Genomic DNA, 13502 nt, shown 5'->3' with positions numbered 1-13502 from the left:
ACGCCCGCCGGAGTCAGAGCGCCAGCGTGGCGCTCGCGGTGCTGCCGGACGGGGGCGGGAGCAACGTCGAGTCGACGCCCTCGGCGGCCAGCGCGGCGCGCAGGCGTTGCAGGTCCGCGCCGACCCGGACCAGGTCCGCCGGGTCGACGGGAGCGGGCGCCGCGCCGAGCAGCAGGCCGGTGGCCGAGGCGGGCCAGCCGGGCACTGTGGCGGCGAGTCCGGCGCGTACCTCGTCGTCGGTGACGTGGGTGAAGACGGTGCCGGGCGCGACCACGTCGGCCACCGCGTCGATCGCCCGCCGCACCGCGGCCGGATCGGCGGGCTCGGGGCCGATCCGGTCCGCGAGCGTCGCCGCCGCCCGCAGACCGGCGGCGCGCGCCTCGGCCGTGCCGAGCGAGAACAGGTCCATCGAGGCGTCGCGCACGAGCGTGCGGGCGCCCTCGTCGTCGTCCCGGGTCGCGGCGAGGTAACCCCGGACCACCGCGACCGGCACCTGGTCGCACTTGCCCTTGATCAGCTCACCGGCGGCGGCGAGTTCGTCGACCACCGCCATCTGGGTGACGAACAGCTCGTTGCCGTACGGGTCGACCTCGCCCCGGTGGTCACGGATCGCCGGCATGCCGGCCACCCCGAGCGCCACGTCGGTGAGCCCGTTGCGCCACGGGCGTCCCATCGTGTCGCTGACGATCACTGCGACGTCGAGGCCGTACCGGTCGCGCAACGCGGCGCGCAGCGCCCGGGCGGACGCGTCCGGGTCGACGGGCAGCAGCACCAGCCTGGTCTTGTCCACGTTCGAGGCGTCGATGCCGGCGGAGGCCATCACGAACCCGTGGTGGGTCTGCACGATCCGGGTCGCGCCCCGGGTCGCCACCACCCGGGCGGTCTCCCCGGCCAGGATGCGGTCCCGCTCGGCGAGCCGTTCCGGGCCGTCGGCCGGCACGTCGACCAGCCGGCCCTCCGCCTTCGACACGATCTTGCTGGTGACCACCAGGACGTCGTGGTCGCGCAGCCAGGGCGCCGCGCCGGTGATCAGCGCAGCCAGGTCGTCGCCCTCGGTCACGTCACCGATGCCCTGCACCGGCAGGATCTCCAGCCTCACATCAACTCCAGCGCGGCGCGCACCATCGCGGCGGTCGCCGCCTCGTCGGTCATCCGCAGCGGCGCCGCGCGGACGGTCACGTCCGGCACCACAGTGCCCTCGTCCTCCGGCGCGACCAGCCAGCCGTCGAGCAGCCCGCCCGCCGGCCGGGCGCCGTAGAGGCCGCCCACGCCGGCCGCGCTGCACTCCACGCCGAGCACGGCGAGGCAGCGGTCGGCCATGCCGCGTACCGGCGCACCGCCGATGATCGGCGACACCCCGATCACCGGGGCCGGGCCGCCGGCAACCGCGTCGCGCAGCCCGGGTACCGCCAGCACCGGGGCGATGCTCACCACCGGGTTGCTCGGCGCGATCAGCACCACGTCCGCGGCGGCGATCGCCTCGACCACGCCGGGCGCGGGCTTCGCCGCGTCCGCGCCGACGAAGACGAACCGGTCGGTGGGTACGCCGGCCCGATACCGCACCCACCACTCCTGGAAGTGGATCGCCCGCCGGCCCTGCTCGTCGGTGACGACGGCATGGGTCTCCAGGCGGTCGTCGGTGGCGGGCAGCAGCCGTACGCCCGGCTGCCAGCGGGCCGCCAGTGCCTCGGTGACCTGGGACAGCGGATAGCCGGCGTTGATCATCTGAGTGCGCACCAGGTGGGTGGCGACGTCCTTGTCGCCCAGACCGAACCAGCTCGGCTCCGCGCCGTACGCGGTCAGCTCGTTCTTCACCGTCCAGGTCTCGCCCGCCCGGCCCCAGCCCCGCTCCGGGTCGGCGCCGCCACCGAGCGTGTAGAGCACGCTGTCCAGGTCGGGGCAGACCTTCAGCCCGTGCAGCAGCAGATCGTCGCCGACGTTGACCACTGCGGTCACCTCGGCGCCCACCTCCCGGGCGTACGCCCGCACGCCGAGCAGGAAACGGGCGCCCCCGATGCCGCCGGTCAGTACCACGATGCGCATGGCGTCCATCCTTCCGCACGCGCCGCCGTCGATCGTCCGGTGGCCGGAGAGACTACGCTCACTTCGGCAACTGTCCGCTTTCGTCCCCTGGGGGAGTCCGTGACCAGCCCCGCCGAGCCCGCGTCCGGCGACGCCGCGCAGGCCAGCCAGTTGATCAAGCCGTTGCGCGAACTGGCCGCGCTCGTCCTTCTCGGCGCCAACGCCGTGCTGCTCTTCGTCGGCCTGCTGCGCCTGCTGCCGATCGACGACTACAGCACGTCCACCGGCCGGGCCGGGAGCACGTATTTCACATTCATCGGCCTGGAGTCGACGGTCCTGCCGGTGCTCGCCGTCCTGATCGCCACAGTGATCCTCCCGGTCGTGCCGAAGGCCAAGCTGATCACGCAGGTGGCGCTCGTCGAGTACGCCGTGTCCGCCGTGTTCGGCGCGCTGACGTTCCTGATCTGGCTGGTCGGCCGGCTCGCCGACGGCGAGGTGCTGGACGCGTTCCTCGGCCTGCTGACCCGTGCGGCGTGGCTGGCGATCTTCGCGGTCGCCGCGTTCGTGGTGTTCAAGATCTGGCGCACGCTCTACTACGTGCCGAAGCCCAAGCCGCAGCCGGGCGTGTACGGCCAGGCCCAGCCCGGCTGGCCGCAGCAGCCGGGTCAGCCCGGCGGCTACCCCGGTCCGGGCGGCTACCCGCAGCAGCCCGGCCAGGGCTACCCGCAGGCCGGCTCGCCCCCGCCCGGCTGGCCGCAGCAGCCCGGCCCGTACGGCCAGCCGCAGTCGGCGCCGCCGTTCAACACCGCCCCGCCGCACGCTCCGCACTCCGGTCCGCCGTCCGCCGACCCGCAGTCCGGTGTCCCGTTCGCCGGGCCGCAGCAGGCGCCGCAGTACGGCTCGCCGCACCCCGTGCCGCCGTTCGGCCAGCCGCCGTCGGCCGACCCGACGCAGGCGATCCCGCGCCAGTCCGCCGAGCCGGGGGCGCCGTCGCCGGCCGCCGACGACGAGCGCACCCAGCGGTTCGACCGCGAGGACCCGAACCAGCCTCGCTGAGCCCCGCGCGGCGGGCGACGGAGATCGTCGCCCGCCGCCACCTGGGCCGCCACCGTCGCCCGCCGCTGTGCGGCAGCTCACCCGGGTCGTCCCGGTGCCCGGACCGCGGCCGGGGGCGGGCATCCGGCCGTCCGGCAGCGCTTAGGCTGGGCGGATGGTTGATCGCAGCGACCCCGAACCGACCGAGGCGAGCATCCGGCGGGCACTGGGGCGGGCCGCCACCGGCCGGGCGCTCGACGCCGGCGAGGCGGGCGCGCTGCTCGCCGCTCGCGGGCCGATGCTCGACGAGCTGCTCCGGATCGCCTCCGACATCCGCGACGCCGGGCTGCGCGACGCCGGGCGGCCGGGCGTGGTGACGTACTCGAAGAAGGTCTTCATCCCGCTCACCCGGCTCTGCCGGGACCGCTGCCACTACTGCACGTTCGCCACCGTGCCGCACCGGCTGCCCGCCGCCTACCTGGAACGCGACGAGGTGCTGGCGATCGCCCGCGAGGGCGCCGCGCAGGGCTGCAAGGAGGCGCTGTTCACGCTCGGCGACCGGCCCGAGGAGCGGTGGCCGGCGGCCCGCCGGTGGCTGGACGAGCGGGGGTACGACTCGACGCTGGACTACCTGCGCGCCTGCGCGGTGGCGGTGCTGGAGGAGACCGGCCTGCTGCCCCACCTCAATCCGGGCGTGCTCACCTGGTCGGAGTTGCAGCGGCTCAAGCCGGTCGCGCCGAGCATGGGCATGATGCTGGAGACCACCGCCACCCGGCTCTGGTCCGAACCGGGCGGCCCGCACTTCGGCTCACCGGACAAGGAACCCGCGGTACGCCTGCGGGTGCTCGACGACGCCGGCCGGGTCGGGGTGCCGTTCACCACGGGAATCCTGATCGGCATCGGCGAGAACCGGGCCGAGCGGGTCGACGCGATCTTCGCGATCCGCCGGGCGATGCGGGAGTACGGCCACCTCCAGGAGGTGATCGTGCAGAACTTCCGCGCCAAGCCGGACACCGCGATGCGCGGCATGCCCGACGCCGAGCTGCACGACCTGGCCGCCACAGTGGCGGTGGCCCGGGTGCTGCTCGGCCCGAAGGCCCGCATCCAGGCCCCGCCGAACCTCATCGCGGGCGAGTACGACCTGCTGCTGCGCGCCGGCATCGACGACTGGGGCGGCGTCTCCCCGGTCACGCCCGACCACGTCAACCCGGAGCGGCCCTGGCCGCACCTGGACGAGCTGGCGGCGCGTACCGTGAGTGCCGGGTTCACGCTGCGCGAGCGGCTGACCGTCTACCCGGAGTACGTCCGGGCGGGCGAGCCGTGGCTCGATCCGCGCCTGCTGCCGCACGTCACAGCGCTCGCCGACCCGGCCACCGGGCTCGCGGTCGAGGTGGCCCGCCCGGAGGGACGGCCCTGGCAGGAGCCGGAGTCGGGCTACGGCGGCCGGACCGACCTGCACGTCACCATCGACGTCACCGGCCGGACCGACGACCGGCGGGGCGACTTCGACAGCGTGTACGGCGACTGGGCCGAGGTGGCCGGCAAGGTGGCGCCGGAGGCGCGCGCCGGCGTACCAGTGGGTGGTGGCGCGGACGCCGACCTGCGCGCGGGCCTGCGGCTCGCCGCTGACGACCCGGCCGCGCTGCTGACTCCGGCGCACGAGGCGAAGGCGCTGGCGCTGTTCGGCGCGGACGGCCCGGCGCTCGACGAGCTGTGCCGGCTGGCCGACGACGCGCGCCGGGACGCGGTCGGCGACGACGTGACCTACGTGGTCAACCGCAACATCAATTTCACGAACGTCTGCTACGTGGGCTGCCGGTTCTGCGCGTTCGCCCAGCGGGAGAGCGACGCCGACGCGTTCCGGCTCTCGCTGGAGCAGGTCGCCGACCGGGCCGAGGAGGCGTGGACGGCCGGCGCGACCGAGGTCTGCCTCCAGGGCGGCATCGACCCGAAGATGCCGGTGACCGGGTACGCCGACATCGTCCGCGCGATCAAGGCGCGGGTGCCGGACATGCACGTGCACGCGTTCTCCCCGATGGAGATCGTCACCGCCGCCGCGAAGGCCGGCGTGCCGGTGCGGGAGTGGCTGCTCCAGCTCCGCGAGGCCGGGCTGGACACCATTCCGGGCACCGCCGCCGAGATCCTCGACGACGACGTGCGCTGGGTGCTCACCAAGGGCAAACTGCCGGCCTCCGCCTGGGTCGACGTGGTGAGCACGGCGCACGAGCTGGGCATCCGGTCCAGCTCCACGATGATGTACGGCCACGTGGACCACCCGGGCCAGTGGCTCGCCCACTTCCGGGTGCTGGCCGGCGTGCAGGACCGTACCGGCGGGTTCACCGAGTTCGTGGCGCTGCCGTTCGTGCACACCAACGCGCCCATCTACCTGGCCGGCATCGCCCGCCCGGGCCCGACCTGGCGGGAGAACCGGGTGGTGCACGCGATGGCCCGCCTGCTGCTGCACGGCCGGATCGACAACATCCAGTGCTCCTGGGTGAAGCTCGGCGACGAAGGCACAGTGGAGATGCTGCGCGGCGGCTGCAACGACCTCGGCGGCACGCTGATGGAGGAGACGATCTCCCGGATGGCCGGCTCGGGCAACGGGTCGGCCCGTACCGAGGAGCAGTTGCGGGCCATCGCCACCGCCGCGGGGCGGCCGTTCCGCAAGCGGACGACCGCGTACGGTCACGCCCGCGCCTGAGGTCGAACCTTTCCCCGCCGCGCGCCGTACCTGTGGATGCCGGCGGCGGTTTCGGCGAGGACCGCCGCCGGTGACCCCGAACCGGGGCCCGGCGGTGTCCGGGCGCCCGGCCCGCTGCGGCGCTGCGGCGCCGGTCCGGAAAGGTTGCCGATGAGCACTGACGAGACCACCGACGCGCCGAAACGGCGGACCTGGCCGCGATTGACCCGCAGGCAGACGCTCACCGCCGCGGCGAGCGCGACACTGGGCGCCGCCGCCCTCACCGTGCCGGGCCTGTCCGCCGCCCAGAACGCCCCCACGGCGAGCCGGCGCGACGAGCCGATCGTGGTCCACCTCCGCGACGCCGCCACCGGCGTCATGGACGTCTTCGTCGGCACCACCCGGGTCGAGGTACGCGACCGCGGCCTGGCCGACCGCCTGGTGCGCGCCGCCGGCCGGCGCTGATCCACCCTCCACCGGCGCGGGCTCCCGGCGCCGGTTCCGACTTCCGTTCCCCCGACGAAGGTGCGTCCGCCATGTCCTCTCACCGCGAGGCCCCGGAGATCGCCAAGGATCCGGTCGCCGACAGTTCCGACCTGTACGCGTTCGTCACGCCGAGCCAGCCGGACACGGTCACGTTGATCGCCAACTACGTGCCGGTGCAGCTCCCGTCCGGCGGCCCGAACTTCTTCGAGTTCGGTGACGACGTCCGGTACGAGATTCACATCGACAACGACGGCGACGGTTATCCGGACGTCACCTATCGTTTCGAATTCACTACCGAGATCACGAACCAGAACAGTTTTCTCTACAACACCGGGCCGATCGAGTCGCTGGAGAGCAAGAACTGGAACCGGCGGCAGTTCTACCGGCTGACCCGGATCGCCGACGGCCGCGCGCGTGTGCTGGCGCACAAACTGCCCTGCCCGCCGTGCAACGTCGGGCCGCTGTCCACGCCGAACTACCAGAACCTGGTCCGGCAGGCGACGTTCAAGCTGTCCACCGGTGAGAAGGTGTTCGCCGGGCAGCGGGCCGACGGCTTCTTCGTCGACCTGGGCGCGGTGTTCGACCTGGGTACGCTGCGGCCGTTCCAGCAGCTGCACGTCGCCGGCAAGAAGCTGTTCCGGGACGAGGGCGAGCCGGTGAACGCGCTGGACCGGCTCAACGTGCACAGTCTCGCCGTGCAGGTGCCGCTCAACCAGGTACGCCGCAAGGCGGCCCGCTACGGCTACGCCGACCGCGCCTCGACCATCGGGGTCTGGACCAGTGCGTCCCGCCAGCAGGTGCGGGTGCTGGGTGACCGGGTCGCCGCTGACACCGCCGCCGGACCCTTCACGCAGGTGTCGCGGCTCGGTAACCCGTTGTTCAACGAGGTCATCGTGCCGATGTCCAGGAAGGACGTCTGGAACACGCTGCCGCCGTCGGAGGACAAGCGGTTCGCCGGGTTCGTGGAGCGGCCCGAGCTGGCCGGGCTGCTGCCGGCGCTCTACCCGGGTGTGTTCCCCAATCTGGACGCGCTCAACAAGTCCAAGAAGCCGCGTGCCGACCTGGTGGCGATCCTGCTCACCGGCGTCCCGGCCGGACTGATCGACGGCTTCGCCAACACCACCGGTGACGTCCAGGCGGACATGCTGCGGCTGAACACGGCGATCCGGCCCAGCCGCAAACCGGACCGGTTCGGCGTGCTCGGCGGCGACCTGGCCGGCTTCCCCAACGGCCGCCGTCCCGCCGACGACGTGGTGACGATCGCGCTGCGCGCCATCGCCGGGCTGACCGTGCCGCTCGTCGACAAGACGTTCCGGCCGGACGCCGCCGCCGCGGCGGTGACACCGGGCCTGAGCGCGGCCGACGTGACAGCGCCGTTCCTGGCCGACTTCCCGTTCCTCGGCACGCCGTACGACGGGTTCGGCAACCCGCAGGCGAAGAAGTCCTGACGGGAGCCGGCGAATGTCACACCATCACGATCTCGGCCCGTCGGAGGTCGGCAGCGTCGTGCTCGACCTGGGCGGCGACCGGGGCGCGCTGATCATCCACACCGGGCGGGACCTGCACGGCCGGGAGATCGAGATCAGCCGCGTGGACCTCGACGGCCCGCGGACCCACTCCGCCGTACGCGAGCGGCACGTCCGGGACGGGGTGTTCCACAGTGCCGTCTACCCGGATCTGGAGGCGGGTGTGTATACCGTCTGGTGGGACGAGAGTACGTCCGCCGGCGCAATCTCGGTCACCGGTGGGTCGATCGCCGAATTCGTTTGGCCCACCAGCTCACCAGCCCGCTTGGACTGATCCGTCAGTCGCGCCGGAACCCGCGCCCGGTCCACATGATGGACGGGGCGCGGTCGGCGTTGGACGGCTCGACGGGCGGTACAGCGGGAAGCGGGTTACCCTTTGCCCCACCAATTCTGATCTTGGTGCGAGCGGCCGGCGGGGGCGTCCGGCCGGCCTGCCGGCGATGCGCCACGGCAGAAAACTTCCGGCAACTCGCCGGGGAGGGCGTTACTCGTCCGGGGTCTGAATCGATAGGGCAGGTTGCGAGGCTACGGGCGACCGCGGCGGTCGTCACGGACGTGTCGGGAGGGCGACTCCATTATCAAGTTTGGCTTGACGGCGCACGCATTACACGCGTGTAATTTGAATGGGGTTGTTCGCACGGAACGCAACAAATGGTGACCGTACGGACAGGCACGCCTTTCGCGTGGGGGGTTGCAGCGGCGAATGACGCCGGTGCGCGACAAGGAGGCAATCGATGGACGGCCAGCTCGAGGTGGCCGACCTGCTCGGGAACGCGCCGGAGTGGCAGGAGCGAGCGCTCTGCTCGCAGACCGACCCGGAGGCGTTCTTTCCCGAGAAGGGCGGCTCGACCCGCGAGGCGAAGCGCATCTGCTCGCGGTGCGAAGTGAAGACGGAATGCCTGGAGTACGCGCTCGGCCACGACGAGCGGTTCGGGATCTGGGGTGGCCTCTCCGAGCGGGAGCGGCGCAAGCTCAAGCGGCGGGTCGCCGCCTGATCCACGTACGGGTCCACGGGCGGTGGGGGCCGCCCGGACCCGGGTCGCTGTCCGGCCGGCGCGTCCGGCCGGGTGGCGGCGCCTGTCCGGTCAGCCGGTCAGGCCAGCTCGTCCGGGTCGACCCCGAGCAGATTCGCCACCTGCTCGATGATCACGTCATGCACCAGGTCGGCGAGGTCCTCGCGATCCATCGCGCGGAACTCCAGCGGCCGCCGGTAGAGCACGATCCGCGGCGGCACCTCCTGGCGGCCGGGCCGCCCGGGCAGCAGCCGGGCGAGCGGCACCTCGCCGTCCTCCAGCACGTCCGAGTCGTAGACGTTCAGATCCGGCGGGACGTCCTCGACCGCGAACTCCACCCCGGCCAGTTCCTTGGCGAACCGGCGTTCGAGCGTCTCCACCGTGTCGAGCACCAGATCGTCGAAGACCTCGGCCTTCGTCCGCGCCAGCGGCACCGTGGCCGGCACCAGCCGCCCGCGCAGCCCGCGACCGTGCCGGTCACGGTGGGTGCGCCGGCCGGAGCCGGGGCGGCGGTTCTGGGGGCTCGTCATGACGCACAGGGTAGCCCGGGTCGGCGGTCCACCCGCCGTCGCGCGGCCGTCCGGCGTGCCGCTGCGCCGATCGGAGGAATTGTGATCACCATGACGGGCGTGTCGTAACGCGAAGCGGTGCGCCGGACCCGGTAATGGGGATACCCTGCCGCCGTGAGGTCACCACGGCGCTGCTCCCGTAACGGCTGCCCCCGGCAAGCGGTCGCCACATTGACCTATGTCTACAACGAGTCGACGGCGGTGGTGGGCCCGCTCGCGGCGTTCGCCGAACCGCACACGTACGACCTGTGTGAGCCGCACGCCCGTAGCCTGACCGCCCCGCGCGGCTGGGACGTGGTGCGGCACGAGGGCGAGTTCGAGCCGCCGCCGCCCACCACCGACGACCTGGTGGCGCTGGCCGAGGCGGTACGCGAGGCCGCACGCCCCGCCCCGCCCCGTCCTCCGGAGGACGAGCCCGCCAAGCCCCAGACCCCCCAGCAGGGCCGCCGGGGCCACCTCCGGGTCATCCCACCCCACCACTGACCGACCGCCGTTCAGGCCCGCGGGCCCCGGCCCTCCACCGGTCGATCATGAAGTTGACGGCGTTTTCGATCTCCCTGAGTGCCGCTAACTTCATGATCAACGGGGTGTGCGCCGGGATGGGTGGCGCGGTCAGTGGCCGAGGAAGCGGTTGAAGAGATCGGCTCGGCGGGACGGGCGGGCGGTGCGGTGCTCGCTCTGGTCGGCTGAGGACATCACCCGCAGGCCGGCGTTCATGGCCAGCCAGCGCAGCGGCTCCGGTTCCCAGTGGGGGGAGCGGTGCCCGACCCAGGGCAGCGCCGTGAGGTCGCTCTCCACGCCCCGGATCAGGTCGGCGAGCGTACGCCCGGCGAGGTTGCTGGTGCCGACGCCGTCACCGACGTACCCGCCGGCCCAGGCCAGCCCGGTACGCCGGTCCAGCCCCACCGACGCGGCCCAGTCCCGGGCCACGCCGAGCGGCCCGCCCCAGGCGTGCGTCACCGGCACGTCCGGCCCGAGCACCGGGAACAGCTCCCCGAGCGCCCGGCGCAGCGCCGCGAACACCCGTGGCTCCCGGTCGAAGCCCTGCCGGACCCGGGAGGCGTAGTGGTAGGGCGCGCCCCGCCCGCCGAACGCGAGCCGGCCGTCGGCGGTGCGCTGGCCGTACACGATGACGTGCCGGTAGTCGGAGAACGTCTCCCGCTCCGCCAGCCCGATCCGCGCCCACGTCTCCTCGGGCAGCGGCGGGGTGGCCACCATCAGCGAGTAGACGGGCGCCACGGTCCGCCGCTGGCCTGGCAGCCCCGGCGTGTAGCCCTCCGTCGCACGCACCACCACGGGCACCCGGACCACGCCCGCCGGGGTCACCGCCGCGCCCGGCCGCAGCGCGGTCACCGGGGTGCGCTCGTGGATGCGTACGCCCCGGCGCTCCACCGCCCGGGCCAGACCCCGGACCAGCTTCGCCGGGTGTACGGCCGCGCAGTGCGGGGTGTACGTGCCGCCGCGTACCCCCTCGGCGGCGCAGCGCGCGGCGGCCTCGGCGGCGTCGAGCAGCCTCAGGTCGTCGTCGGTCAGCCCGTGCGCGTGGGCCTGGGCGACCTCGGCGCGGGCCCGCTGGAGCTGGGCCTCGCCACGCGCGAGCATCACCGTGCCGCCGGCCCGCCAGTCGCAGTCGATGCCCTCGGCGGCGGCGACCCGCCCCACCTCGGCGACCGTGGCGTGCATGGCTCGCTGCATGGCCAGTGCCCGGTCCCGGCCGTGCCGCCGGGCCAGCGCCGGCAGCGAGGTGGGGAACAGCGCCGAGCACCAGCCGCCGTTGCGCCCCGATGCGCCGTACCCGGCGATCTCCCGCTCCAGCACGACGACGCGCAACGTGGGGTCGGCCTCGGCCAGGTACCAGGCCGTCCACAGCCCGGTGTACCCGGCGCCCACGATCGCCACGTCGGCGTCCGTGTCGCCGGGCAACCCGGGTCGCGGTGTCAGCGGCTCGTCCAGGCCGGACAGCCAGTACGACAGATGCCGGTAGTCGGTCATCGGCGTCAGAGCCGGGACCACGCCTCGGTCAGCACCGCGCGCAGGATCTGCTCGATCTCGTCGAAGTGCTGCTGGTCGGCGATCAGCGGCGGGGCGAGCTGCACCACCGGGTCGCCCCGGTCGTCCGCCCGGCAGTAGAGCCCGGCGTCGAACAGCGCTGTGGACAGGAAGCCGCGCAGGAGCCGCTCGGACTCGGCCTCGTCGAACGTCTCCCGGGTCGTCTTGTCCTTCACCAGCTCGATGCCGTAGAAGTAGCCGTCGCCCCGGACGTCGCCGACGATCGGCAGGTCGTGCAGCTTCTCCAGGGTGGACCGGAACGCGCCCTCGTTCGCCCGGACGTGCCCGATCAGGTCCTCCCGGGCGAACACCTCCAGGTTGGCCAGCGCGACCGCGCAGGAGACCGGGTGGCCGCCGAACGTCACCCCGTGCGCGAACATGCCGGTCTCGGTGAGGAACGGCTCCATCAGCCGCTCGCTGGCGATCATCGCGCCGAGCGGGGCGTAGCCGGAGGTGATGCCCTTGGCGGTGGTGATGATGTCCGGCTGGTAGCCGTAGCGGACGGCGCCGAAGTACTCGCCGAGCCGGCCCCAGGAGCAGATCACCTCGTCGCTGACGAGCAGCACGTCGTACGCGTCGCAGATCTCGCGTACCCGCTCGAAGTAGCCGGGCGGCGGCGGGAAGCAGCCGCCGGAGTTCTGCACCGGCTCCAGGAAGACGGCGGCGACCGTCTCCGGCCCCTCCCGCTCGATCGCCCGGCCGATCTCGTCGGCGGCCCACCGGCCGAACGCCTCGGCGTCGTCGCCGTGCTCGGGGGCCCGGTAGAAGTTGGTGTTCGGCACCTTGATGCCACCGGGCACCAGCGGCTCGAAGTCGGTCTTGATGCCGGGCAGGCCGGTGATCGACAGCGCGCCCATCGAGGTGCCGTGGTAGGCGATGTAGCGGCTGACCACCTTGTGCTTGGTGGGCTTGCCGGTGCGCTTGAAGTAGGCCCGGGCCAGCTTCCACGCCGCCTCGACGGCCTCGGAGCCGCCGGTGGTGAAGAAGACCCGGTTCAGGTCGCCGGGCGTGAGCGTGGCGATCTTCTCGGCCAGCTCGACGGCCTTCGGGTGGGCGTACGACCAGAGCGGGAAGTAGGCCAGCTCGCCGGCCTGCTTGGCGGCGGCCTCGGCCAGCTCGGCGCGGCCGTGACCGGCGTTCACCACGAACAGCCCGGCCAGCCCGTCCAGGTAGCGGCGGCCCTGCGCGTCCCAGACGTACGCGCCCTCGCCCCGGACGATTGTCGGAACCTCGCCGGCCGGGTAGCTCGCCATGCGGGTGAAGTGCATCCAGAGATGGTCGGTGGCGTTGGCCATGTCAGCCCCATCGGGTCTCGGGCCGGTCAGGGGTGACACCGGCCGCTCTGCCCACGGTTATCCCACAGGCGATGCCGATAAGGCAAGCGAACAAGCTTCAGCGCGACGGATTCAGCGCCATATCACTTTCCTGCCGACGGAATCCGCATCAGGCGGTGCCCCAGCTGTAGGTCTGCTTGCGCAGCTTCAGGTAGACGAACGCCTCGGTGGAGAGCACCCCGGGCACGCCGCGCAGCTTCTGGAGGATCTCCAGCAGGTGTGCGTCGTTGCGGCAGACCACCTCGGCCAGCAGGTCGAACGAGCCGGCGGTGATCACCACGTAGTCGATCTCCTCGAACTCGGCCAGCCGGTCGGCGACGGGTTCCAGGTCGCCGTCGGTGCGCAGCCCGATCATGGCCTGGCGGGGGAAGCCGAGCTGGAGCGGATCGGTGACCGCGACGATCTGCATGACGCCCGCGTCGAGCAGCCGTTGCACCCGCTGGCGTACCGCCGCCTCGGAGAGGCCGACCGCCTTGCCGATGCTCGCGTACGGACGGCGCCCGTCCTCCTGGAGCTGCTCGATGATCTGCTTGGCCACGTCGTCGAGCAGAGCGTGATTGGCTCCTTCACGCACCGTGACCCGGCGGGCGCCGTTGGAGTTCTCCTGGTGCCGGTTGACCATCGACGCTCCTCGTGTCCGATTCTCCGTGTTGAGCGTAGTGCCCCGCGCAGTCTGGCGTATTTCGTGGCGACTGGCTATTCCGGCAACGGAATCCCTTGTGAGAGAGGTTTTCTCATGTCAGGATCAGTCGTCCATCGCCACTGACCCTCCCGCCGGCGCGCCGCCC

The 13502-nt window shown here is 72.8% G+C and carries 13 protein-coding genes; 7 read left to right on the top strand and 6 right to left on the bottom strand.

Annotated elements, in window-relative coordinates; translation table 11 throughout:
- Positions 1–13: 13 nt before the first annotated feature.
- Both BFV98_RS14615 and cofD read right to left on the bottom strand, forming a co-directional pair.
- Positions 14–1099: a coenzyme F420-0:L-glutamate ligase gene (locus BFV98_RS14615; RefSeq protein WP_013474080.1), complete on the bottom strand. Its 1086-nt coding sequence runs from the start codon at positions 1097–1099 to the stop codon at positions 14–16.
- Entirely contained in the window at positions 1096–2043 is a 948-nt protein-coding gene (cofD, locus tag BFV98_RS14610) for a 2-phospho-L-lactate transferase (protein WP_071096704.1), read from the bottom strand. The genes BFV98_RS14615 and cofD overlap by 4 nt, the downstream gene beginning before the upstream one ends.
- A 99-nt stretch (positions 2044–2142) precedes the next feature.
- Between cofD and BFV98_RS14605 the strand changes: the two genes are divergently transcribed.
- The 6 genes from BFV98_RS14605 to BFV98_RS14580 all read left to right on the top strand — a co-directional run bounded on the left by BFV98_RS14605 (position 2143) and on the right by BFV98_RS14580 (position 8744).
- Complete coding sequence (locus tag BFV98_RS14605) at positions 2143–3078, top strand: hypothetical protein (RefSeq protein ID WP_071096702.1); 936 nt, start codon at positions 2143–2145, stop codon at positions 3076–3078.
- 154 nt (positions 3079–3232) lie between these two features.
- The gene (locus tag BFV98_RS14600; protein ID WP_071096701.1) at positions 3233–5758 is read left to right on the top strand and encodes a bifunctional FO biosynthesis protein CofGH; all 2526 of its coding nucleotides are present in this window, start codon (positions 3233–3235) and stop codon (positions 5756–5758) included.
- Between the two features lie 150 nt (positions 5759–5908).
- Positions 5909–6202 (top strand): hypothetical protein, encoded by a 294-nt coding sequence (locus BFV98_RS14595; RefSeq protein ID WP_071096699.1) that lies wholly within the window; start codon positions 5909–5911, stop codon positions 6200–6202.
- Positions 6203–6273: 71 nt separating this feature from the next.
- The gene (locus tag BFV98_RS14590; protein ID WP_013284159.1) at positions 6274–7671 is read left to right on the top strand and encodes a DUF4331 domain-containing protein; all 1398 of its coding nucleotides are present in this window, start codon (positions 6274–6276) and stop codon (positions 7669–7671) included.
- A 13-nt stretch (positions 7672–7684) separates the two neighbouring features.
- Positions 7685–8023, top strand: coding sequence for a hypothetical protein (locus BFV98_RS14585; RefSeq protein WP_013284160.1), 339 nt, complete (start codon positions 7685–7687; stop codon positions 8021–8023).
- A 460-nt stretch (positions 8024–8483) separates the two neighbouring features.
- Positions 8484–8744, top strand: coding sequence for a WhiB family transcriptional regulator (locus BFV98_RS14580; RefSeq protein WP_013284161.1), 261 nt, complete (start codon positions 8484–8486; stop codon positions 8742–8744).
- A 98-nt stretch (positions 8745–8842) separates the two neighbouring features.
- On the opposite strand, the gene BFV98_RS14575 is transcribed toward BFV98_RS14580, so the two are convergent.
- On the bottom strand, positions 8843–9292 hold the full coding sequence (locus BFV98_RS14575; RefSeq protein WP_018787548.1) for a metallopeptidase family protein: 450 nt from the start codon (positions 9290–9292) through the stop codon (positions 8843–8845).
- 153 nt (positions 9293–9445) lie between these two features.
- Between BFV98_RS14575 and BFV98_RS14570 the strand changes: the two genes are divergently transcribed.
- The gene (locus tag BFV98_RS14570; protein WP_013284163.1) at positions 9446–9814 is read left to right on the top strand and encodes a DUF3499 domain-containing protein; all 369 of its coding nucleotides are present in this window, start codon (positions 9446–9448) and stop codon (positions 9812–9814) included.
- A 129-nt stretch (positions 9815–9943) separates the two neighbouring features.
- Here the strand turns inward: BFV98_RS14570 and BFV98_RS14565 are convergent, their stop codons facing one another.
- The 3 genes from BFV98_RS14565 to BFV98_RS14555 all read right to left on the bottom strand — a co-directional run bounded on the left by BFV98_RS14565 (position 9944) and on the right by BFV98_RS14555 (position 13336).
- A complete protein-coding gene (locus BFV98_RS14565) occupies positions 9944–11323 on the bottom strand; it encodes an FAD-binding oxidoreductase (protein WP_071098888.1) in 1380 nt (459 codons plus the stop codon).
- A 5-nt stretch (positions 11324–11328) separates the two neighbouring features.
- Positions 11329–12675 (bottom strand): aspartate aminotransferase family protein, encoded by a 1347-nt coding sequence (locus tag BFV98_RS14560; RefSeq protein WP_030271188.1) that lies wholly within the window; start codon positions 12673–12675, stop codon positions 11329–11331.
- A gap of 148 nt (positions 12676–12823) precedes the next feature.
- Positions 12824–13336, bottom strand: coding sequence for an Lrp/AsnC family transcriptional regulator (locus tag BFV98_RS14555; RefSeq protein ID WP_013284166.1), 513 nt, complete (start codon positions 13334–13336; stop codon positions 12824–12826).
- Positions 13337–13502 lie beyond the last annotated feature (166 nt).

Source organism: Micromonospora sp. WMMB235 (assembly GCF_001855515.1).
GTDB lineage: Bacteria > Actinomycetota > Actinomycetes > Mycobacteriales > Micromonosporaceae > Micromonospora > Micromonospora aurantiaca.
The sequence above is the reverse complement of the archived record's forward strand: the minus strand, read 5'-3'. Positions and strand labels throughout refer to the sequence as shown.

What these genes read in the sequence shown, in the direction of transcription:
- cofD (WP_071096704.1), bottom strand. Translation starts at nt 2,043, where the DNA reads ATGCGCATCGTGGTACTGACCGGCGGCATCGGGGGCGCCCGTTTCCTG.
- BFV98_RS14600 (WP_071096701.1), top strand. Translation starts at nt 3,233, where the DNA reads ATGGTTGATCGCAGCGACCCCGAACCGACCGAGGCGAGCATCCGGCGG.
- BFV98_RS14595 (WP_071096699.1), top strand. Translation starts at nt 5,909, where the DNA reads ATGAGCACTGACGAGACCACCGACGCGCCGAAACGGCGGACCTGGCCG.
- BFV98_RS14590 (WP_013284159.1), top strand. Translation starts at nt 6,274, where the DNA reads ATGTCCTCTCACCGCGAGGCCCCGGAGATCGCCAAGGATCCGGTCGCC.
- BFV98_RS14585 (WP_013284160.1), top strand. Translation starts at nt 7,685, where the DNA reads ATGTCACACCATCACGATCTCGGCCCGTCGGAGGTCGGCAGCGTCGTG.
- BFV98_RS14580 (WP_013284161.1), top strand. Translation starts at nt 8,484, where the DNA reads ATGGACGGCCAGCTCGAGGTGGCCGACCTGCTCGGGAACGCGCCGGAG.
- BFV98_RS14575 (WP_018787548.1), bottom strand. Translation starts at nt 9,292, where the DNA reads ATGACGAGCCCCCAGAACCGCCGCCCCGGCTCCGGCCGGCGCACCCAC.
- BFV98_RS14565 (WP_071098888.1), bottom strand. Translation starts at nt 11,323, where the DNA reads ATGACCGACTACCGGCATCTGTCGTACTGGCTGTCCGGCCTGGACGAG.
- BFV98_RS14560 (WP_030271188.1), bottom strand. Translation starts at nt 12,675, where the DNA reads ATGGCCAACGCCACCGACCATCTCTGGATGCACTTCACCCGCATGGCG.
- BFV98_RS14555 (WP_013284166.1), bottom strand. Translation starts at nt 13,336, where the DNA reads ATGGTCAACCGGCACCAGGAGAACTCCAACGGCGCCCGCCGGGTCACG.